Raw genomic sequence first — 20,737 nt, 5'->3', positions numbered from 1 at the left:
CACCGCGTCAGAACGCGGTGAGGTCGAAGGCGATGGCGAAAGCGGTCAGCGCCACGGCGCTGAGGCCCATCAGGCCCAGCCCGGTCAGCGAGCCGATGCGCACCCGCTCGCCCGAGAGCTTTGTGCGGATCAGCAGAGCAAGGCTCGCAAGCCCCAGCAAACCCGTCAGCACAAGCAGCCAAAGCCCTGCGCCGGCGGGCTGGGCGAGCCCGGCGATAAGGGCTGTATCGGCATCCTCAACCAGCCGGCTGACGCCTGCGCCGATCAGCGCCGCGCCGGTCAGCGCGCTGAGCGCGGCGAGCCAGGCGGTCAGGCGCGCCCCGCCGGTGAGGGCGGCGATGTCTGCGGCCGGGCGCTTGTCGATCACCCGCGCCAGCAGCGCGGCGGGGATCATCAGGAAGCCCAGGAGCAGGATCAGCGAGGGCAGGCCCGCCCAGATCAGGGGCAGGGTGAAGGAGGCGGGCGCATCCGGCGTCAGCGCCAGCATTTTGAACAGGGCGGTGGTCCAGACCAGGTCCTCGTATTCCGGCGCGCCCGGACCTTCCTCAAGGCAGGAGGCGTCAAGGCCGTCCAGATCACGCGTGTCGAAGAAATCGCGCATCACCTGGCCGCCGCATTCGGGCATGGAGCGGGTGGGACCGTGGCCCGCATAGGGCGTTTCCACATAGCGCGAGCCGGGCATGGCCTCATGGATATAGACCGCCAGCCAGGGCGGGGTGATCGGATCCCAGGCGCCATTGACGATCAGGGTGGGGACCTCGCTCTGGACCAGCGCGTACTGATCGCGCGGACGCGGGAACAGGCCGGCCTCCTCGCACACCTGCGCCGCGCGCCGCGCGCCGGCCGGCGAGATCACGAGCCCGGCCCAGCGGCTATCGGCATTGGCCTCGGCGGTATCCGCCTCGCCATGGACATAGCCGTCATTGCACTGGACCGCCGCGGACATGCCTGGCGACATGCTGAAGCCCCCGCCCGGTCCCATATCGGACGACAGCGCTACCGCCAGCCCGTCCAGCACGCGTTGATCGCGCCGTTGAAGGGCGTCGGCGAGATTGGAAATCACCGCCGGAATAAAGGGATAGGTGGCTTCCTCATAGGCCATGGAGAAGGGCAGATAGGCCAGAAGGGCCGGCGGCAGCCACACTTCGCCGCCCGGAACCAGCTCGCTGTCAGCGGCCGGCAGATAGATCGGATCGTCCCTCAGGCTTTCCATGGCCGCAAACATGCGCGCTTCCAGATCGCGGCAGGCGCGCGCGCCCGAGCAGTCCTGGTCGAAATTGGCCACCAGCGTGTCGAACAGCCGGGCGAAATCGAACAGGCCTTCCACGTCATTGGGCACGATGGCGTCCAGCACCAGGGCGCGCACGCCGTCCGGGTCCTCGCGCAGCAGCATCTGGCCCAGATGGGAGCCGTAGGAAATGCCCCAGACATTCCATTGCTCATAGCCCAGCGCCTGGCGCAGGGCGCGCACGTCGCGCGCGTTCTCCACCGTGTTGTAGCCGGAAAGATCAATGCCCTGCGCCGCCGCTTCGCGGAAGCACAGCGCGGTGCGTTCGGCGTTGGCGATCATCATCTTGTCGAGATCGCGTGCGTTGTTGAGAGCCGGGTCCAGGCGGTTGAAGTGGGGGCAGAAAGAGGTGCTGGCGCCGATGCCGCGCTGTTCGAGGATGTAGAGATCGCGGGTCTTGGCGATGTCATGATCTTTCAGGCGCGCCACATAGCCGTCCACGCCCACGCCCGGTCCGCCGGTGAGATAGATCACCGGGTCTTCGCGGTAGGCCTCCTCGTCCTCGTCCTGCCCGGTGGCGGCGATGCGCACATAATGCAGCTGGATCAGGCGCGAGCCGTCGCGCTCGCGGTTTTCCGGCACGGTGATCACGCCGCAGCTGATGTCGCCGGGCTCGTAGTCGATGGCGCCCTTGAACGGGCAGACCATGGGGGTGGGACCGATATCGGCGCCATCATTGAGCGTGGGCGCGGGGCGCTCGCCTTCCACATCGGCGTCCAGACCTGCATCATTGAGCGGCTGGGCGATCAGGCCCTCATCTTCGGGCTGATCGGCCCATGCGAGCGCGCCTGCAGCCAGCAGGGCGGCGGCGGCCGATATGATACGGATCATGACTGGAGCTCCCCTCGAAACCGCCGCCAGCAGAAAGCAGGGGCGATGATCCGTCAAGGCGCATGAGAGCGCTGGCGCGGCGGGCGCGATTGCGCTAGGTCCGCGCCTTATGAGCCTTCGTCTTGCTTTCATGGGAACGCCCGGGTTCGCCGCCGCCTCGCTGGCCGAGATCGCCGGGGCGGGCCACGAGATCGCCGCGGTCTACACCCAGCCCGAACGCCCGCGCGGGCGCGGCCAGGCGAGCGTGAAAACGCCGGTGCATCAGCTCGCCGGCCAGCTCGGCCTGCCGGTGTTCACGCCGGAAAGTTTCAGGGATGAGGATGTTCTGGCCGCGTTCGAGGCGCTGGAGCTGGATGCGGCCTGCGTGGTGGCCTATGGCCAGATATTGCCGCAACGCGCACTGGACGCGCCGCGCCTGGGCTGTCTCAACCTGCACGCCTCGCTTCTGCCGCGCTGGCGCGGGGCCGCGCCCATCCAGCGCGCCATCATGGCCGGCGACGAGATCACCGGCGTGCAGATCATGCAGATGGAGGCGGGGCTGGACACCGGCCCGGTGCTGATGAGCGAGACGGTTCCCATCCACGATACGGACACCGCCGGATCGCTGCATGACAGGTTGATGGTCACCGGCGCCCAGCTCTGGCCGCGCACGCTGGCGGCGCTGGAGCGCGGATCGCTGAGCGCCCGGCCCCAGGCCGAAGAGGGCGTCACCTATGCCCGCAAGATCACCCGCGAGGAGGCGCGCATCGACTGGACGCGCCCGGCGGGCGAGGTGGCGGACGCCATTCGCGGGCTGTCGCCCTTTCCCGGCGCCTGGTTTGAACTGCAAGCGCCCAGGGGCCCGGTGCGGGTGAAGGTGCATTTCGCAGCGCCCGAACGCGGCGAGGGGACGCCGGGCGAGGTGCTGGATGAGCGCCTGCTGATCGCCTGCGGGCGCGGCGCGGTGCGCCTGACCCGCCTGCAGCGCGAGGGCCGCGGCGTGATGGAGGCGGAAGAATTCCTGCGCGGGACGCCGGTTCCCCCAGGCCTCCAGCTGGGCTGAGCCATGCCGCGCTATCACCTCACCATCGAGTATGACGGCCGGCCCTTCGTGGGCTGGCAGCGTCAGGATAATGGCCCGTCGGTGCAGGCGGCGCTGGAGCGCGCAGCCGCCGCGCTGGATGGGGCCCCGCGCGATGTCTATGGCGCAGGGCGCACGGATTCGGGCGTGCATGCGCTGGCCCAGTCGGCCCATGTGGATCTGGTCAAGAATCTGCCCGAAGACACCGTGCGCGATGCGCTCAATCACCATCTGCGCCCGGACCCGGTGGCGGTGCTCTCGGTGCGCCGGGTGGATGAGGGCTTTCACGCCCGCTTCTCGGCGGTCAAACGCGGCTATGTCTACCGCATGATCGCCCGGCGCGCGCCGCTGGCGCTGGATGCGGGGCTGGCCTGGCGCGTGCCGCGCCCGCTGGACGCTGCGGCCATGCACGCTGCGGCCCAGGCGCTGGTGGGAACCCATGATTTCACGACGTTTCGCGACGCCCAGTGCCAGGCGGACTCGCCGGTCAAATCCATCGACGCCATTACCGTGCGCGAGGTAGGGGGCGAGGTCAGGCTCACCGTGGAGGCGATCAGCTTCCTGCACCGTCAGGTGCGCTCCATCACCGGCTCGCTGGTGGAGGTGGGCTCGGGCAAGTGGACGCCGGGTGATTTCGCCGATGCGTTGAAGGCCGCAGACCGCACGCGCTGCGGGCCGGTGGCCCCGCCGGACGGTCTCTATCTGGCCTTCGTGCGCTATCCGTAAGCCAGCGCCGCCAGCACGATGGCCTCGATCACCAGCGGGATCGCGGCGGCCGCGCCCGCCATCACGGGCGGCAGGCCGAGAGCGCCATGGGCCACGCGCCAGTGCACGTAATACCGGGCCAGGCCATACAGCCCCATCAAAGCCTGAAGGGCCGCAGCATTGGCCAGCCCGGCCAGATACAGCGTCCAGATCAGGGCCTGGATGTGCAACAGCACGAACACCGCCCAGTTGTGCACCGCCACCCAGGCGCCCAGGCGCTCTGAGAGGCCCATCACCCTGACGGTGAGCCAGGCGGCCAGCGGAAACAGCGCCCAGATGCGCAGCCAGGCCAGCGCCGCCTCGCCAAAACCGGTGCGCGCGTCAGGGCTGTAAAGGGCGGGATTGTCCGCCACCAGCATATTGGCGCCCACCACGATCATGTAAAACGCCGGCAGGGCCAGCAGAACGCCGTTGAACGAGCGGCCCACGCCAACAGGGGTGATGTCGAAACAGCCCCGCCATCCGGGGCGGAAGGCCAGCATGGCGAAGACGCCGCGCACGCGCAGCCGGGTGTCGGCCAGCATGGCGCGCATCAGGCGAAGGCCACGAAATAGCGTTCCAGAATGCGGGTATAGATGGCGGCCAGCTGGCGGATATCACCTACAGGCACGCGCTCGTCGATCTGGTGCATGGTGGCGCCGACCAGGCCGAACTCGGCCACCGGACAATAATCCTTGATGAAGCGGGCATCCGAGGTGCCCCCGCCCGTGGTCAGGGCCGGCGCCTTGCCGGTGACCTCGATGACGGCGGTTCTGAGAAGATCGGTGAAGGCGGGCTGGTCGGTGAGGAAGGCCTCGCCGGTGACGGTGAGATCCAGCGCGATGCGGCCATTGAACCCGGCGCGCACGGCGGCGGCCTCATCCTCGATCCATTGCTTCAGATCACCGCCCTGGTGGGCGATGTTGAAGCGGATATTGAATTTCGCTGCCGCCTGCTCCGGAATGACATTGTGGGGCGCATTGCCCACATCAATGCTGGTCACTTCCAGATTGGAGGGCTGGAAATGGGGCGCGCCGTCATCGAGCGTGCGCGCGGTCAGCCGGCCCAGCAGCGCCAGCAGGGGCGGGATGGGATTATCGGCGCGCTCGGGATAGGCCACATGGCCCTGGCGGCCTGTCACCGTGATGACGCCGTTGAGCGAGCCGCGCCGGCCCACCTTGATGGTGTCGCCCACAGAAGCCGGATTGGTGGGCTCGCCCACCAGACAATGGTCCAGCCGCTCGCCGCGCGCATGGATGGCTTCCAGCAGCTTCTTCGTGCCGTTGACCGCCGGCCCTTCCTCGTCGCCGGTGATGAGGAAGGCGATGGAGCCCCTGGGCTGGCCGTGGCGGGCGAGATAGGCCTCCACCGCCGCGACCATGGACGCTATGGCGCCTTTCATATCGGCCGCGCCGCGGCCCCAGAGCAGGTCCTGGTCGATCTCGGCCCCGAAGGGCGGGTGGGTCCAGGCGGTCTCGGCCCCGGGCGGCACCACATCGGTATGGCCGGCGAAACAGAAGACGGGCGCGGCATCGCCCAGCCGGGCATAGAGATTGTCCACCTCGCCAAACGGATAGCGCGTGCAGGAGAATCCCAGCGCGCTGAGCGCCTCCTCCAGCACGTCCAGCGCGCCCGCGTCGGCAGGCGTCACCGACGGCGCCTGGATCAGGCGGCGGGCCAGCGGGATCGGATCGGGCAGGGCGGGTGTGTCGGGCATGGTGCAGATTTAGGGCGAAACGCGTCATGGCGCCATGGGGCTTGCGCGCCTGGCCTGCGGCGTTCTGGGCGCGCAGGTTCAGGAATGCAGTCTTGGGCCTGTCCAGGAACCCGGGCCGTGCAAACCCCGCTTCACGCTTGCATTGTTTTTTGGCGGTGCTGAAGTCTGGGGCGCATTCTTTGAAATAAAGTACAGTTAAATAAAAATTATCTATAGGTTTCACAAAATAACAATAAATGCTTTTACGATTGACACGCACTCGAACGGCATAATAAAGTTTATTTAAGGGCCGTGCGCGGCCTTAAGGGGGCCTTGAGGCAGAGGGAGAAGCGCCATTTTTGCTCACAGGTTATTGTGCGTAACCAGCGCAGTTTTCGTGTCGTTTGCAGCAGCAGCTTGGGCCGATCCTGAATCCGCCGGCCGTGATCAGGAGCGCGGCGGACAAGCGATTGGGCTGCAGAGCGTTCAGCAACAGGCGATGCGCCCGGCGCCGCAGATTCAACGCCCGGCCTTGCAGCCATTGGAGAGGCCCGTCTTCCAGCGTGAGGATTGTCTGCCAGTGCGCCCCGATCAGTTGGAGGTGGCGCGCCGCGATGGACGCTGGAAGATTGTGGATGGGGATCAGTGGCTATGGGATCTGGGTGCGAGGGGGCAGGCCCGGGCGAACCGCACGCTGGACATTGTTCAGCACTATGGTTTCACGCAGGCCTGCTATATCGGCAGGCCCAATCCGCCCATGACGTATCATCTGGTGGGCCAGGAAGCCCCGGAGGGGCAGTTGAGAGGCGAGTACTGCCTGGCCTTCAGCGCTGAAACCGCTGCAGTCCGGCGATCTGGCGGCGGATGGCAACTGGTTCTGGGAAACCCGACCCCGCCATTCGGCAGCACAAGGCGCATCAACGAGAACACACGCCGGATTGATTTTGGCGATAATGAATCCGGCGCCCGGCAGGCGCTGGCCGTGCTCCAGCGTTACGGGTTCTCGCAAAGATGCTTTGTCGGCCTGAGGGGCGACAATTTCGAGTATTTCCGGCGCTAGGGGTTAAGGGGGCTTGCGGCCCGCCTCAATCGCGCAGCAGGGCGTTGATGCTCGTCTTTGACCGGGTCTGGGCGTCCACGCGCTTGACGATGACGGCGCAATAGAGCGACGGGCCGCCCTTGGGATCGGGCAGGGCGCCGGGCACCACCACGGCGTAGGGCGGCACCTCGCCGCGGAACACCTCGCCGGTGGCGCGGTCCACGATCTTGGTGGAGGCGCCGATATAGACGCCCATGGACAGGACCGCGCCTTCGCGCACGATCACGCCTTCGGCCACTTCGGCGCGCGCGCCGATGAAGCAATTATCCTCGATGATCACCGGCGCGGCCTGGACCGGTTCGAGCACGCCGCCAATCCCGGCGCCGCCGGACAGGTGCACATTCTTGCCGATCTGGGCGCAGGAGCCCACCGTGGCCCAGGTGTCGATCATCGCGCCTTCGTCCACATAGGCGCCGATATTGACGTAGGAGGGCATCAGCACGGCGTTGCGCGCGATATAGGCGCCCCGGCGCACGGCGGCGGGCGGCACGGCGCGAAAGCCCGCGGCGGCGAATTCCGCCTCGCCCCAGCCTTCGAACTTGGAGGGGACCTTGTCCCACCAGGGGCCTTCGCCGGGACCGCCGGAGATGAGCGTATTGGCGTTGAGGCGGAAGGACAGCAGCACGGCTTTCTTGAGCCATTCATGCACCGTCCAGCCGCCCTGGCCGTCAGGCGACGCCACGCGCGCCGCGCCGCTGTCGAGCAGGGCCAGCGCGGTTTCCACCGCCTCGCGCACCGGACCCCGGCTCTCAGGGGTGAGGGCGGCGCGATCGTCCCAGGCGGCGTCGATGGCGTCTTTGAGGGCGGCGTCGGTCATGGGTCAGGCCTTGAGGCTGGAGAGGCGGAGCTGGCCGAGAAATCCGGTCAGGCAGTCCGCTGCATAGTGGACATGGGGCGGATGGACGCCGGGCCCGGCGGTATGGCCGTCCGGGTCGTCGGCTTGCGCGCGGATCAGCACCGTGGTGAAGCCCATCTGCGCGGCGGTTTCAAGATTGGCCGGCGAATCCTCGAACATCACCGCGCTGCGCGGCGTGATGGAGAAATGGCGCGTGAAGCGCTCGAAGCTTTCAAGATGCGGCTTGGGCAGGAAGCGTCCGGCTTCGATATCGTAGAGATCGTCAAACAGCCCGTTGAGGCCTAGCCGGTCGATCACCTTCTCGGCGTGCTTGCGCGAGCCATTGGTGAAGACGATGCGCTTGCCTTCGAGCGCGGCCACATGGCCGGCCAGTTCGGCATTGGGCGTGATCACCGAGTGATCGACGTCATGCACGAAGTCCAGGAACTCGGCCAGATCGACATCGTGATTGCTCATCAGGCCGTTGAGCGTGGTGCCATAATCGCGCCAGTAGCGTTTCTGCACCGAACGGGCCGTATCGCGGTCCACATCGAGAAGCCGCATGACGAATTCGGTCATGCGCTGGTCGACCTGGCTCATCACCGCCGTGTCGGCGGGATAGAGCGTGTTGTCCAGATCAAACACCCAGGCGTCCTTGGGGCCGAGCGCGGGCTGGCGCGGCGCGCTCATGCGTCAGCCTCCTCGAAATCGGGACCGGACAGCCGCACGGTGACGCCGCCGGTCTCCGGATCCGGGGCGGGAACAGGGCGGAAGCCCGCCAGCTGAAAGCCCAGCCGGTCACAGCGCTCGGGATTGTCATTGCTGAAGCGGCCCGGCGCTATGCAGAACTGTTGCGAAACGCCGCTCAGAAGCCGCTCGCTGCGCGGATCCAGGAGCCGGACATGGATATAGGTCCCGTCCGCGTCCAGGCGTTCGGAGATCAAGCGTGCGCAGGCGCCCGGTTCGATGCGCCACCAGCCCCGCACCTGCACGGCGCCGTCCTGACGGCGCGCAAAGGCGGCGGCCATGGGTGCGCTCTCGTCATTGCACACGCGAAGGCCTGTACGGTTATTGCGCTCCAGGGCGAGCGCGTGAAGGGCCTCGATCAGCGCAGGTTTGTCGTCGCCGAAAGTCTGCCCGGCATCGGCTTCGAACGCGCTGATCTGGCGCCGGGTGCGCCGCCCGGCGAAGCCGTCGATCAGGCGTATGTCATAGCCATTGGCCTGCAACAGGCGCTGCAAGCCGGCCTCTTCGGCGCGCTCGCCGAAATCATCGAGCTCCACCAGCACAGCGCGGCTGCGTTCGGCTTCGTTGAGGCGGCGGAACTGACGGCTCTGCAGGCCCAGCGCCGCGCAATCGGCCACGCCTTCAAACGCGAAATCGGTCTCGTCGACGCACACATCCAGTCCGCCGCGCCATTCGCGCACGCCGCCGGGATAGGCCGGGGTGGAGCGCGCATAGAGAAACTGGTCGCTTTCCGCGCCCGGGCCGATGGACGCACAGGCGCCCGGCGCGATGCGCGTCCAGCCTTCCACCGACAGGCCCGCGCCGGTGCGCCAGGCCTTGGCGACGTCGACCATGAAGCTGGTCTCGTTGCACACCTCGCCTGCCGCGGCCGGCGCGGCCAGGGCGCCCGCCAGCGCCAGGACGGCCAGGGCGCGCCTCATGGCCGCGTCTCCAGGGCCAGGGCGGCCAGTTCGGCGCGCAGTTCGGCTATGCCGTCCTGTTTGGCGCTGGAGGTCATCGCCACGAAGGGATGGGCGGCGGGGCGGCGCTCCACGCGCTTCAGGGTCTCGGCCTGGCGCGCCTCGGCCTCGGCGGGCTTGAGCTTGTCAGCCTTGGTCAGCACGATCTGATAGATCACGGCGGCCATATCGAGCGCTTTCATCACGCCTTCATCCACCGGCTTGATGCCGTGACGCGCGTCGATGAGCAAGAGCACGCGCTTGAGATTGACCCGTCCGCGCAGATAATCCTGGGTCAGGGCGGTCCAGCGCTCCACCACCGGCTTGGGCGCCTTGGCGAAACCATAGCCGGGCAGGTCAACAATGCGCATGCGCCCGCCCAGATCGAAGAAATTGAGCTCGCGCGTGCGCCCGGGCTCATTGGAGGCGCGCGCCAGGGATTTGCGGCCGGTGAGCGCATTGATCAGCGAGGACTTGCCCACATTGGAGCGGCCTGCAAAGGCGATCTCGGGCCGGTCTGGCGGGGGCAGCACGTCCAGCGCGGTGACGCCCAGCATGAAATCGCACGGTCCGGCGAACAGAAGCCGCCCCGCCTCCAGGCGCGCAGCTTCATCCGCCTCAGGGCTGGCGTCAGGGGCGTGCGGACCGGTCAGCGCTTGCCCCCCGGCTTGCGCCGCGCAGCGCCGGAACGCTTTTTCTTGGCGGCGGGGTTGGAGCGGGTGCGCGTTCCGGCCGGTTTGGCCGGGGCGGGTTTGGCGTCTTCCCCGGCATCGTCCTCATCGGGCGCTTGCGTCTCGGCGGGACGGGCGGCCTTGAGCGTGGCGGAGGTCGCGGCGGCGGCCTTTTCCTCCAGCGTTGCGCCCGGCTTGGCGTCCTTGGCGGTGTCGGAGAAGTCCGGCTCGGGCTCGCCTTTCATGCGCGCGCGCAGACGGGCGATGGCCTTGTCCAGCTCGGTCTGGACGCCCTGACGGCGCATGATGATGTATTGCTGGGCGATGGTCAGCGTGTTGTTCCAGGCCCAGTAGATCACCAGAGCGGCGGCGAACGGCGCCAGCACGAAGGTGAACACCACCGGCAGGAAGGCGAAGATCTGGCGCTGGATCTTGTCGGGCGGAGGCGGGTTCAGGCTCATCTGCGCCCACATGGTCACGCCCATGATGATCGGCCACACGCCGATGGCCAGATACGGGTTGGAGATGATCGGCACGCCAGACGGATCGTAGGGCAGCAGGCCGAACAGGTTCCAGATCGTGGTCGGATCGGGCGCCGACATGTCCTGGATCCAGCCGAAGAAGGGTGCGTGGCGCGCATCCAGCGAGATGAACACGGTCTTGTAGACCGCAAAGAAGATCGGGATTTGCGGCAGGATCGGCAGGCAGCCGGCCAGCGGATTGATCTTCTCGCGCTTGTAGAGCTCCAGCATGGCCTGCTGCTGGGCTTGCGGATTGTCCTTGTGACGCTCGCGGATCTCGGTCATGCGCGGCGCCACCGCGCGCATCTTGGCCATGGAGGCGAAGGCGCGGTTATTGAGCGGGAAGAGCGGGATCTTGATGAGCAGCACGAACAGCATCAGGGCCAGGCCGTAATTGCCGATCAGGCCGTAGAAATAATGGATGACCGCAAAGAAGGGCCGGGTCAGGAACCAGAACATGCCCCAGTCGATGGCCTGGGACAGGCGCGGTATCCCCGCCTCGCGCTCATAGCGCGACAGCAGCGAGGAGGACTTGGCCCCGGCGAACATCATGCTGGTGTCGGTCAGGGTCTGGCCCGGCGCCAGCGCCACGGGTTCGCCCAGATAATTGGCCTCGAACACCGGCGGGCCGGGCCGGTCGAGCACGCGGAACTGGCCGCGAATGTCCGGCAGGCCTTCCGGCGCGGTCGCCGCCAGCCAGTATTTGGAGGTAAAGCCCATCCAGCCGCCCTGGCCGGTGCGCTCGATCATCCGGTCGTTCTGGAGATTGTTGAATTTGCGGTCGACCAGCCGGTCGCCCACCACGCCCACGGCGCCTTCATGCAGGATGAAGAAGTTGAGAAGGCCGGGCGGGATGTTTTCCTGGCGCACCACGCCGAAGCGGCGCAGCGAGACCGTGCCGGCGCCGGTATTGGTGACGGTGTCGGTGAAGGAGAACAGATAGTTTTCGTCCACCGAGACGGTGCGGCGGAACACCAGATCACCCGTCTGGTATTCCAGCACGACGGGCGAATCCGGGGTCAGCTCATTGCCCTCCACCAGACGCCAGCGCGTGTTGAGCGCAGGCAGGCCGCTGGGCGCGTCGGAACCGCCGATCCAGCCGGTGAACATGAAATGGCCGTTGGGCGAGCCTTCGGGGTTGAGAAGCGTCACCGGCACGCCGCTATTGACCTCGGTGTCATAGCGCAGCAGTTGCAGGTCATCGAGCCGGGCGCCGGTCAGCGCCATCGTGCCCGACAGGGCCGGGGTGCGGATATTGATGCGCTCCGAGCGCGCCAGGGCGCTTTCACGGGTCAGGTCCACGGCCGGACCGGACGGCGCGCGTTCGGTGGCGAAATCGCCGTCCGGCGCCTGGGGCGCATCGTCGCTGGGGGCGGGGGTTTGCTGTTCGCTGACCTGAGCGGCCTCGCGCGCGGCGCGTTCGCGTGATCCGGGCTGCAGGACGAACAGGTCGTAAATCACCATTACGGCGACGACCAGGACGACGAACAGGATCAGATTGCGCGTATTGTTCGGGTCACCCATGGGCGCGGACATCCTTTTACAGGCCAGTATGCGCCTCAGGCCGGATCGGGGTTCCGGCCGGCCCGCACGCGCGGGGCGAGGCTTATCAACGCGCTTTCGACATCGTCAAGCAATGACGGCCAGGCCCGGTCAGGCGTAGCAGCGCGCGCGATGAACACATAGTCGGTTCCCGGCGCGCCGTGGAGGGGCAGAAGCAGCCGGGCCGCCTCGCGCAGACGGCGCTTGGCGCGGTTGCGCACCACCGCCGGTCCGATCTTGCGCGTGGCGGTGAAGCCGGCGCGCGCCGGGCCGTGCGGATCGGCGCTGCGGGGCAGGGCCTGGATCACGACGCCGGGCCGCGCGGCGCGAACCCCGTCGCGCGCACGTAAAAAATCGCGCCGCACGGTGATCCGCGCGGCGCGATCTGGATAGGCTGGTGCGCCGGTCAGGGCGATCAGGCGGACAGCCGCTTGCGCCCTTTGGCGCGGCGGCGCGCAATGACCAGACGGCCCGATTTGGTGGCCATGCGGGCGCGGAAACCGTGACGGCGCGCGCGCACCAGTTTGGAAGGCTGGAATGTACGTTTCACGGGTCCTGCTCCGTATCGGGGACGCCTGTTCTGTGACGGCGTCCAAATGCGAGCCGCGGTTGATACGGGCGTGCGCCGCCCAAGTCAAGCGGGCCTGCGTCAGTGGCGTCACAAGCGTCTGTACCCCTCACGGATTAGCGTTTAAATTGCACCAAAGACGCCTGATATGACTTTGACGGTTCAGCTGCGACAAGCGGAGCGCGGAGCCAGCCCGCGCCAGCCGGTGGAGATGGGCGCCCCGGCCTCTGGCGAAGAGCCTTCGCTGCTGAAGGGAGTGAAGCTGATGTGGTTTTTACCTGTTAGCTTCTCTCTGGACATGAAAAAGACCCGGACGAGCTGGCGAGTTCGGATCCGGGTCTTCGTCATGATCTAGAGAAACGGGGGTCGGGCGAGAGCCCGATCCCCACTCCCTCAATATACGGCTGTTACAGTTGAATGTGAAGGGGCGCAGCGATGCGGCGTCCGGGCATGTATCGCAAACGCCAGTGCGCCGTATCGCGCGGCTGCGCTATATGCCAGTTTCACCGCTTCTCACATTCGGCCAGGGAGCCGCCCGACATGGCAGACACTGATAACATCGCGCCGCGCCAGACCCCGCTCTGGCGCCGGCTGGCGCCGCTGGGCGTGCTGGCCCTGGCGCTGGGCGTCTTTCTCCTGGCGGGGGGAGGACAATATCTCGATCCCGACCGCGCGCGGGCGCTTCTTGAGGCGCTGGACGGGTGGGTGAGCGACAATCTCCTGCTGGCAATCCTCGCCTACGGGGCGTTTTATGCGCTGGCGGTGTCCATCTCGGTGCCCGGCGCGGTGTGGTTCACCATCGGGGCCGGGTTTCTGTTCGGGCCCTATCTGGGAACCGGGGTGGCGGTGGTCAGCTCCACCATCGGCGCAACCATCATTTTCCTGGCCGCCCGCTATGCGCTGGCCGACTGGGTGAGGGCGCGCTTCCCGCAATATATCAGCAAGCTGCAGGACGGGTTTTCGCGCGACGCCTTCACCTATGTCCTGATCCTGCGCCTGATTCCGGTGCTGCCGTTTTTCGGCATCAATCTGGCCACGGCGCTGCTGAACGTGCCCTTGCGCGCCTATGTGCTGGCGACCCTGATCGGGGTGATTCCGGCGGCCTATGTATTCGCCACGCTGGGCGGAACCTTGTCCCGGGTGGCCGAAGAGGGGATACCGTCCTTCTGGTCGCTGCTGACCATCGAGGTGATCGTGGCCATCGCCGCCTTTGCAGCCCTGGCCCTGGCGCCCATGGCGCTCAGGCGCTTGCGGCGTTCGCCGGAGCAGGCGTCATGAGCCGCGACTCCATCCGCGCCGATCTCGCCGTCATCGGCGCGGGCGCCGCCGGTCTGGTCACCAGCGCGGGCGCGGCCATGCTGGGGCGCAAGGTGGTGCTGTTCGAGGCCGGCGAGATGGGCGGGGACTGCCTCAATTACGGCTGCGTGCCGTCCAAGGCCCTGCTCACCGCCGCCCACAAGGCCCATGAGGTGCGCCAGGCTGCGCGCTGGGGCGTTCAGGCCGAACTCAAGGCGATCGATTTCGCACAGGTGCGCAAGACCATAAGCGCGGCCATCGCCGCCATCGAGCCCAATGACAGCCAGGCGCGATTCGAGGGGCTGGGCGTGAAGGTGGTGCGCGAGCGCGCCCGCTTCACAGGTCCGCGCACGGTGGCGTCAGACAGCGTCTCGGTGACGGCCAGGCGCATCGTCATCGCCAGCGGCACGCGCGCGCGCATACCGGCCATTGAAGGATTGGATGCGCTCCCGGTTTTAACCAACGAATCAATCTGGTCGCTGGAAAGCCTGCCGCAGAGCCTGATCATACTGGGCGCCGGTCCTATCGGGGTGGAGCTGGGCCAGGCCTTCGCCCGGCTGGGCTCTCAAGTCACGATCATCGAGCCCGGCGAGCCGCTGGCGCGCTTCGAGCCGGAGCACGCCGCGCTGGTCCTGGAGACGCTCAAGGCCGATGGCGTGACGCTGATCACGGGCGAGGCGCCCATGCGCGCCTCGGGCGGGCCGGGCGCCGTGGAGATCACGCTGGCCGACGGGCGCAGCGTGACCGGCACGCATATCCTCGCCGCTGCGGGGCGCGAACCCGTGCTGGACGGGCTGGGTCTGGACGCGGCGGGCGTTCAGACCGACGCAGGCGGGCTGATCGTGGATGACCGGCTGCGCACCACCAACAAGCGCGTGCTGGCGGCGGGCGATATCGCAGGCAAGGGCGGGCTGACCCATCTGGCCGGCTGGCACGGCTCGGTAATCATCCGCAATCTCTATTTCGGCCTGCCCACGCGCCAGTCCAGTCAGCCCATTCCCCAGGCCGTGTATTGCGATCCGCCGCTGGCCAATGCAGGCCTGACGCAAGGCCAGGCGCGTGAGATTCACGGCGCCAAGGTGCAGGTCACCCGCTGGCCGTTCGCGGACAATGACCGCGCCATCGCCGAGGGCGATACGCGCGGCGGGGTGATCCTGGTCAGCGGCAAGGGCGCAAAGCTTCTGGGCGCCCATGCGGCCGGCGCGCGCGCCGATGATCTGATCCACCTGGCCAGCGCCGTTATGGCGCGCGGCGGCACGGTGCGCGATCTGACCAATATGGTCGCGGCCTATCCCACCCGCGCGGAAATTTTCAAAAGGGCGGGCGGAAAGTATTATGAATCAGCGGTATTCGGTCCGTTCGCCAGAACGCTGGCCGGGGTGTTGAACGCGTTTCACTGACGCCGGAAGGGGGCGCAGATTGAGCAGGGACCGCCAGCGCAGGGCCTCGCGCCCCGCCGCCTGGATGCAGGCGGCGGCGGGCCGCATTGCGGGCGCGGCGCGCTCCCTGCCGGGCAAGCTGCTGGCCTTCACCGTGCTGGTGGTGCTCATCGCCCAGGTGATGATCTTCATCCCGTCCGCGGCCGGCTTTCGCACCGAATGGCTCACCACCCGGGCGGAATCGGCCCATCTGGCTGCGCTGGCGGCTGAAACCGCCGAAGCCGAGGGTCTGAGCGAGGCGCGGGTGCGCGAGCTGCTGGCCGGGGCTGAGGCGGTGGCGGTGGCGCGGGTCTATGGCGGGGTCACCGAGCTGGTGCTGGGCGGCGATATCAGCGCGGCGGACATGATCGTGGCCGATCTCACCCGCGAAACCGTTATCCAGCGCCAGTTCGCCCTGTGGGGCACGGTGTTCGGGCCGGACGGGCGTTATATCCGCATCATCGCCTCGCCGCGCACCCGCCCTGACGAACAGATCAGCGTGATCGTGCCCGAAGCGGGCCTGCGCGAGGACCTGATCGCCTTTTCGGTGCGGATTTTCGGGATATCGCTGTTCATTGCCGGGGTGACCGGGGGGCTGCTCTATCTCTTGCTCTTGTTTGTTTTCGTGCGGCCCATGCGCCGGCTGGCCAAGGCGATCACGGCCTTCCAGCAGGATCCGGGCAATGCCTCCAACGCGTTCCGCCCCTCAGGCCGGCGCGACGAGATCGGCGAGGCGGAGACCGCCCTGGCCGCCATGCAGGACGAGGTGCGCGCCGCCTTCCGCCAGCGCGAGCGTCTGGCGGCGCTGGGCGGGGCGGTGGCGCGGATCAATCATGATCTCAGAAACGTGCTGGCCAGCGCCCATCTGGTCTCAGACCGTCTGGCCATGAGCCCGGATGCGCGCGTGGCCAATATGGGCGCGCGCCTGGTGCGCGCCGTCGACCGGGGCGTGCGCCTGTGTCAGGAGACGCTGCAATACGGGCGCGCCGAGGAGCGCGCGCCGGTGATGAGCCGGCTGATCCTGCGCGCGGCGCTCGATGACGCCGCCAGCGACGCCATGGCCGCCACGGGCCGGGCGGGGTGGGACAACAAGATTGACGAGGCGGTGGCGGTGGAGGCCGATCCCGACCATGTGCACCGGATATTCCTCAACCTGTTCCGCAATGCGATCCAGGCCATGGAGGGCGGGGGCCGCTTCACCGCTGCGCTGGACCGGCGCGAGGGCGGGTTTGTGGTGATTGCGGTGGCCGATACCGGTCCGGGCGTGCCGGACAAGGTGCGTGAAACCTTGTTCGAGCCTTTCGGGCGCAGCGGCGCGCCGGGCGGGGCGGGACTGGGCCTGTCCATCGCGCGCGAGCTGACCCGGGCCATGGGCGGGGATGTGACGCTGGCGCGCTCTGGTCCGCAGGGCGCGGTGTTCGAAGTGAGCCTGCGCGCCGTGCAAGGCGCTCCCCAAACGCGCGCCAAGGCGCTAAAGCCCGCATCATGAATTACCGCCACGCCTTCCATGCCGGCAATTTCGCCGACGTGCTCAAGCACGCCGTGCTGGCGCTGTGCCTCAATCACCTGATCCGCAAGGACAAGCCTGCGCGCTATATCGACACCCATGCCGGGACCGGGCGCTATGACCTGACCAGCGACGCCGCCCGGCGCAGTCCCGAATGGCAGGCGGGCGTGGCGCGCGTCATGGACGCGTCCCGCCCTGAAGCGGTGGAGGCGGCGCTGGCGCCCTGGCTGAAGACGGTGCGGGCGTGCAATCCGGACGGGGGTTTGAGCGCCTATCCCGGCTCGCCCGATATCGCCGCGGCGATACTGCGCGAGCAGGACCGCATCCATCTGTGCGAGTTGCACGAGGCCGACTGCCGCACGCTGGACCAGCGCTATGCCCGCGACGCCCGCATCAAGGCCGAGCAACGCGACGGCTACAAGGCGCTGGCCGCGCTCTTGCCCCCGCGCGAGCGGCGCGGCCTGGTGATGATCGATCCGCCGTTCGAACAGCGTGACGAGATGGCGGCCATGGCGCGCGCGGCCCGCGCCGGGCTGGAGCGCTGGCCCACCGGAACCTTCATCTTCTGGCGGCCCCTGAAGGATTTATGGGCCTGCGACCGCTTCGATGAGGGGCTGGCGCAATGGCTGTTGTTCGAAGAGGGCTTTGATCCGGAGAAGGTGCTGCGCGCCGATCTGTGGGTGCGTGATCTGGAAAGCGAGGGCAAGCTGGCGGGCGCGGGCGTGGTGGTGGTCAATCCGCCCCATACGCTGGAGGCCGATCTCCTCGCCCTGCTGCCCTGGCTGTGTGATGTGCTCAAGCAGGGCGAAGGCGCAGGCTGGCGCCTGGACGGCGCGCTGACCGAAGCCAGCGTGGACCTCGACACTCTCTAGGGCCGTCAGGCGCGATCAGCTCTCTTCATCGCCATAGGGCTCGCCGGCGCCGAACATCACGCCGCGCTCGGTCCAGATCACCACCGCGATCGCCAGCACGCCCATCACCACAAAGCCCAGGATCAGCGGCGCCACCGTGCCGTCATAGGCCAGCCCGATGAGGGCCCCCAGCACCGCGCCCGACATGGAGGTGACCGCGCCATAGAGCGCGGCCGTGGTCCCGGCGCGCTCCCCGGCGGGCTCCATGGCCAGCGCCGAGAAATTGGCGCCCACCATGGCGAACAGCATCAGGGCCAGGGTCAGAAGCGCGTAATAGAGCCAGAAGGGCGGGTGCATCATCAGCGCAATCGCCAGATGGATCAGATTGACCGCCGTGAACCCGGCCAGCGCGGCATGGGAGATGCGCCGCATGCCCAGCCGGCGCACGATGCGCGCATTGACAATGTTCGCCCCCGCCAGTCCCAGCGCCACCGCGCCGAACGCCACCGGGAACCAGGCCCCCAGGCCATAAAGCTCGGCCATCACCTGTTCGGAGCTGGCGATGAAGGCGAACAGGGCGCCGAAAATCAGCGAGGACGCAGTCATATAGCCCAGCGTCATGCGGTGGCTGGCGGCCAGCACGTAATTGCGCCAGGCCGACGCCGGATTGAGGCTGATGCGGTATTCCGGGCGCAGGGTTTCGGGCAGGCGCAGCGCCATCCACACCGTGAGCCCTGCGCTCATGACGAACAGCGCGCCGAAAATCGCCTGCCAGGGCGCGACGAACAGGATGAGCTGGCCCAGGCCCGGCGCCAGGATGGGCGCGATCATGAACACGGTCAGGGCAAACGACATGATCTCGGCCATGCGCCGGCCCGACACCAGATCGCGCACCAGGGCGATGGCCACCACACGCGTCGCGGCGGCGGCCACGCCCTGCAGGAAGCGCGCGATCACCATCAGCGTCATGTCCGGCGCCATGATGCACAGCGCTGTGGCGGCGAGATAGGCGATCAGCGCGCCCAGCAGCGTGCGCCGCCGGCCCAGCGAATCGGCCAGCGGGCCGAACAGGAGCTGGGCCGCGCCAAAGCCGAACAGATAGGCGGTGATGATCAGCTGGCGCTCATTGCCCGGGGCGCCCAGCGCCTCGCCCGTCACGCCCAGGGCCGGCAGCATGATGTCGATGGACAGGGCGTTCAACGCCATTAGCCCGCCCACCATGGCGATCAGCTCAACGGTCGTCAGGGACGGCCGTCTGGGGTCGGGCGAGGTCAGGCGCAAGGGCGCGAAATCTCCGGCGAGGGGCGGGACGCGTTGATCAAAACGCGTGGCGGTTTCGCCCCTTATGGCATGGATGCAGGGGGGTCAAGGCGCGGCTCAGTAGTCCGGGTCTTCATCCCAAGGCCAGCCAGGCGGGTAGCTTTCCGGCACAGTCCCGGGGAAGGCGGCGGGGCGCTTTTCCAGAAAGCTCATCACGCCTTCGGCCGCGTCCGGGCTCATGCCCCGGTGCAGGATGGCCCGGCTTTCCAGACGGTGCGCCTCCATGGGATGGGATGCGCCCAGCATGCGCCATAACAGGCGCCGGTTCATGGCCACGGACACCGGCGCGCCGCCGTCAATCAGGCGCCGGGCGCGCTCAAGCGCCAGCTCCATAACAGCGCCCGGCGTGTCGGCCAGGGCGCTGACAAGGCCCGCCTCATGGGCTTCCTCGGCCAGGAAGGTCCGGCCTGACAGGCCCCAGTCCAGGGCGGTCTCCACCCCCACCACGCGCGGCAGGAACCAGCTGGCGCAGCCGTCCCAGGCAATGCCGCGCTTGGTGAAGGGGTAGGCGAATTTGGCGCCTTTCAGGGCGATGCGCGCGTCCATGGGCAGGATCATGGTGGCGCCAATGCCCACCGAGGCGCCGTTGATGGCGGCCACGACAGGCTTGTGGGAATTGAAGATTCGCAGGTTCAGCCGCCCGCCGGAATCGCGCCATTGCGGGTCGCGGTCATCGAGCGTTCCGCTGGCCTGGGCCTGGGCGACGGCGTTGAAGGTTTCAGCCCCGGTGGACAGGTCGGCGCCCGCGCAGAACGCCTTGCCCGCGCCGGTGACGATGACGGCGCGCACGCTGCCGTCAGCGTCGGTCTCGTCAAAGGCGGCGCGCAGCTCAGCCCCCATCTCGAGGGTGAAAGCGTTCATCGCGTCCGGCCGGTTCAGCGTGATGACCGCCAGCGGTCCGTCGCGCTCCAGCGTGATGGTGGTGTAGCTCATGCGCCTCCCCGTCGTTTTTGTGTTGGTCGCCAGACTAGAGCCTCGTCACGGCGCAGCCTACCCGTCAGGCGCAGGCTTATCCCCCGGTCAGGCGGGCCGCTATCGTCCCGATTGCGTGTTGAAAACGGACTTTTGGGCGCCAGGGCGGTTCATCGCCCGCCGCCCGTTCGCCTTGCGCCGCAACACGGTGATTGCTACTCGACGCGCAAGCCTGTTCACTGATGTCCGACTTCGCTTTTTTCCGGAGACCTGCCCATGCCGGTGACCCCTGAGGATGTGCAGCGCATCGCGCGTCTGGCGCGCATCGCCGAGCCCGCCGACCGCCTCGACGCCCTGACCGGCGAACTCAACGGCATTCTCAAATGGGTTGAGCTGCTCAACGAGGTGGATGTGGCCGGCGTGGAGCCCATGACCACGGCGGTGCAGACGCCCTTGCCGCTGCGCGAGGATGCAGTCACCGACGGCGCCATGCGCGAGGCCGTGCTGAAAAACGCGCCCCGGTCCGAAGAGGGCTTCTTCGTAGCGCCCAAAAGCGTGGAGTAGGGGCCGTGGGGTGGCTCTTTCCAGTGATCGCCCTTCTGATTGCAGCCTTCGCCGGCGTTGTGGCGGCTTTAACCGCACGCCATATGCGCGAAACCTGGGGCGTTCCCACCCGTCACTGGCTGTCCTGGTATGTGTCGCTGGCCAGTTTTTGCGTGCTCTTCTTCTTGCAAGTTTACGGTACTTCGCCGGTCACTGAAAATTGGCGGATGGTCGAGCTGGACCGGGTTGATGGCTGGATGACCGCCGGGGCGATTCTGACCGGCCACGCCGCCGCCTACTGGTTCGTCAATTCAAGACCGCCCAAAGACAGCGGTACGAAAGAAGACTGA

At 67.7% G+C, this 20,737-nt stretch carries 22 protein-coding genes; 10 read left to right on the top strand and 12 right to left on the bottom strand.

Translation table 11 applies throughout. The annotated features are described in order from the left end of the window. Positions 1–7: 7 nt before the first annotated feature. Positions 8–2,119: an alpha/beta hydrolase gene (locus F1654_RS02805; protein WP_199200430.1), complete on the bottom strand. Its 2,112-nt coding sequence runs from the start codon at positions 2,117–2,119 to the stop codon at positions 8–10. A gap of 109 nt (positions 2,120–2,228) precedes the next feature. Here F1654_RS02805 and fmt point away from each other — a divergent pair, with 109 nt between their 5' ends. Further along, the gene (gene fmt, locus F1654_RS02800; protein ID WP_150021972.1) at positions 2,229–3,161 is read left to right on the top strand and encodes a methionyl-tRNA formyltransferase; all 933 of its coding nucleotides are present in this window, start codon (positions 2,229–2,231) and stop codon (positions 3,159–3,161) included. A gap of 3 nt (positions 3,162–3,164) precedes the next feature. After that, the gene (gene truA, locus F1654_RS02795) at positions 3,165–3,905 is read left to right on the top strand and encodes a tRNA pseudouridine(38-40) synthase TruA (RefSeq protein WP_150021971.1); all 741 of its coding nucleotides are present in this window, start codon (positions 3,165–3,167) and stop codon (positions 3,903–3,905) included. Here the strand turns inward: truA and F1654_RS02790 are convergent. Together F1654_RS02790 and dapE are read right to left on the bottom strand one after the other, a co-directional pair. Further along, the gene (locus F1654_RS02790) at positions 3,896–4,468 is read right to left on the bottom strand and encodes a hypothetical protein (protein WP_150021970.1); all 573 of its coding nucleotides are present in this window, start codon (positions 4,466–4,468) and stop codon (positions 3,896–3,898) included. The genes truA and F1654_RS02790 overlap by 10 nt on opposite strands. 8 nt (positions 4,469–4,476) lie before the next feature. Further along, entirely contained in the window at positions 4,477–5,640 is a 1,164-nt protein-coding gene (gene dapE / locus F1654_RS02785) for a succinyl-diaminopimelate desuccinylase (RefSeq protein WP_150021969.1), read from the bottom strand. Between the two features lie 376 nt (positions 5,641–6,016). Here dapE and F1654_RS02780 point away from each other — a divergent pair, with 376 nt between their 5' ends. Next, complete coding sequence (locus tag F1654_RS02780) at positions 6,017–6,679, top strand: hypothetical protein (RefSeq protein WP_150021968.1); 663 nt, start codon at positions 6,017–6,019, stop codon at positions 6,677–6,679. A gap of 25 nt (positions 6,680–6,704) precedes the next feature. Here the strand turns inward: F1654_RS02780 and dapD are convergent, their stop codons facing one another. The 7 genes from dapD to rpmH form a co-directional block, all read right to left on the bottom strand. Next, complete coding sequence (gene dapD, locus F1654_RS02775; RefSeq protein WP_150021967.1) at positions 6,705–7,535, bottom strand: 2,3,4,5-tetrahydropyridine-2,6-dicarboxylate N-succinyltransferase; 831 nt, start codon at positions 7,533–7,535, stop codon at positions 6,705–6,707. A gap of 3 nt (positions 7,536–7,538) precedes the next feature. Further along, positions 7,539–8,243 (bottom strand): pyrimidine 5'-nucleotidase, encoded by a 705-nt coding sequence (locus tag F1654_RS02770; RefSeq protein WP_150021966.1) that lies wholly within the window; start codon positions 8,241–8,243, stop codon positions 7,539–7,541. Next, positions 8,240–9,220, bottom strand: a complete 981-nt coding sequence (locus F1654_RS02765; protein ID WP_150021965.1) for a DUF1036 domain-containing protein — start codon at positions 9,218–9,220, stop codon at positions 8,240–8,242. Before F1654_RS02765 ends, F1654_RS02770 begins: the two co-directional genes overlap by 4 nt. Then, positions 9,217–9,795 (bottom strand): ribosome biogenesis GTP-binding protein YihA/YsxC, encoded by a 579-nt coding sequence (gene yihA / locus F1654_RS02760; protein WP_233205083.1) that lies wholly within the window; start codon positions 9,793–9,795, stop codon positions 9,217–9,219. Before yihA ends, F1654_RS02765 begins: the two co-directional genes overlap by 4 nt. A gap of 92 nt (positions 9,796–9,887) precedes the next feature. Further along, positions 9,888–11,954, bottom strand: coding sequence for a membrane protein insertase YidC (yidC, locus tag F1654_RS02755; RefSeq protein ID WP_233205082.1), 2,067 nt, complete (start codon positions 11,952–11,954; stop codon positions 9,888–9,890). A gap of 35 nt (positions 11,955–11,989) precedes the next feature. Continuing rightward, positions 11,990–12,343: a ribonuclease P protein component gene (locus F1654_RS02750; protein WP_269844605.1), complete on the bottom strand. Its 354-nt coding sequence runs from the start codon at positions 12,341–12,343 to the stop codon at positions 11,990–11,992. 44 nt (positions 12,344–12,387) lie between these two features. Next, positions 12,388–12,522, bottom strand: a complete 135-nt coding sequence (rpmH, locus tag F1654_RS02745) for a 50S ribosomal protein L34 (RefSeq protein ID WP_150022534.1) — start codon at positions 12,520–12,522, stop codon at positions 12,388–12,390. Positions 12,523–12,688: 166 nt separating this feature from the next. Between rpmH and F1654_RS02740 the strand changes: the two genes are divergently transcribed. The 5 genes from F1654_RS02740 to F1654_RS02720 all read left to right on the top strand — a co-directional run bounded on the left by F1654_RS02740 (position 12,689) and on the right by F1654_RS02720 (position 17,633). Further along, positions 12,689–12,895 (top strand): hypothetical protein, encoded by a 207-nt coding sequence (locus F1654_RS02740; RefSeq protein ID WP_150021963.1) that lies wholly within the window; start codon positions 12,689–12,691, stop codon positions 12,893–12,895. Positions 12,896–13,080: 185 nt separating this feature from the next. Then, entirely contained in the window at positions 13,081–13,818 is a 738-nt protein-coding gene (locus F1654_RS02735) for a TVP38/TMEM64 family protein (RefSeq protein ID WP_199200428.1), read from the top strand. Further along, a complete protein-coding gene (locus F1654_RS02730) occupies positions 13,815–15,236 on the top strand; it encodes a dihydrolipoyl dehydrogenase family protein (protein WP_150021961.1) in 1,422 nt (473 codons plus the stop codon). Before F1654_RS02735 ends, F1654_RS02730 begins: the two co-directional genes overlap by 4 nt. 19 nt (positions 15,237–15,255) lie before the next feature. Continuing rightward, positions 15,256–16,743 carry a sensor histidine kinase gene (locus tag F1654_RS02725; protein WP_150021960.1) on the top strand — a complete coding sequence of 496 codons (1,488 nt, stop codon included), beginning with the start codon at positions 15,256–15,258 and terminating at the stop codon, positions 16,741–16,743. Then, positions 16,740–17,633 (top strand): 23S rRNA (adenine(2030)-N(6))-methyltransferase RlmJ, encoded by an 894-nt coding sequence (locus F1654_RS02720; protein ID WP_150021959.1) that lies wholly within the window; start codon positions 16,740–16,742, stop codon positions 17,631–17,633. Before F1654_RS02725 ends, F1654_RS02720 begins: the two co-directional genes overlap by 4 nt. A 15-nt stretch (positions 17,634–17,648) precedes the next feature. Here F1654_RS02720 and F1654_RS02715 read toward each other — a convergent pair whose 3' ends face one another. Next, the gene (locus F1654_RS02715) at positions 17,649–18,893 is read right to left on the bottom strand and encodes a multidrug effflux MFS transporter (RefSeq protein WP_233205080.1); all 1,245 of its coding nucleotides are present in this window, start codon (positions 18,891–18,893) and stop codon (positions 17,649–17,651) included. Positions 18,894–18,989: 96 nt separating this feature from the next. Then, positions 18,990–19,865 (bottom strand): enoyl-CoA hydratase-related protein, encoded by an 876-nt coding sequence (locus F1654_RS02710; protein WP_150021958.1) that lies wholly within the window; start codon positions 19,863–19,865, stop codon positions 18,990–18,992. Between the two features lie 255 nt (positions 19,866–20,120). On the opposite strand from F1654_RS02710, the gene gatC reads away from it, so the two are divergent. Both gatC and F1654_RS02700 read left to right on the top strand, forming a co-directional pair. Next, on the top strand, positions 20,121–20,408 hold the full coding sequence (gene gatC / locus F1654_RS02705; RefSeq protein WP_150021957.1) for an Asp-tRNA(Asn)/Glu-tRNA(Gln) amidotransferase subunit GatC: 288 nt from the start codon (positions 20,121–20,123) through the stop codon (positions 20,406–20,408). A 5-nt stretch (positions 20,409–20,413) separates the two neighbouring features. Beyond that, complete coding sequence (locus F1654_RS02700; RefSeq protein WP_150021956.1) at positions 20,414–20,737, top strand: hypothetical protein; 324 nt, start codon at positions 20,414–20,416, stop codon at positions 20,735–20,737.

The organism is Alkalicaulis satelles, assembly GCF_008630495.1.
Lineage (GTDB): Bacteria > Pseudomonadota > Alphaproteobacteria > Caulobacterales > Maricaulaceae > Oceanicaulis > Oceanicaulis satelles.
Note: the sequence above shows the minus strand (reverse complement) of the source record. Positions and strands in the feature narration are given on the sequence as shown.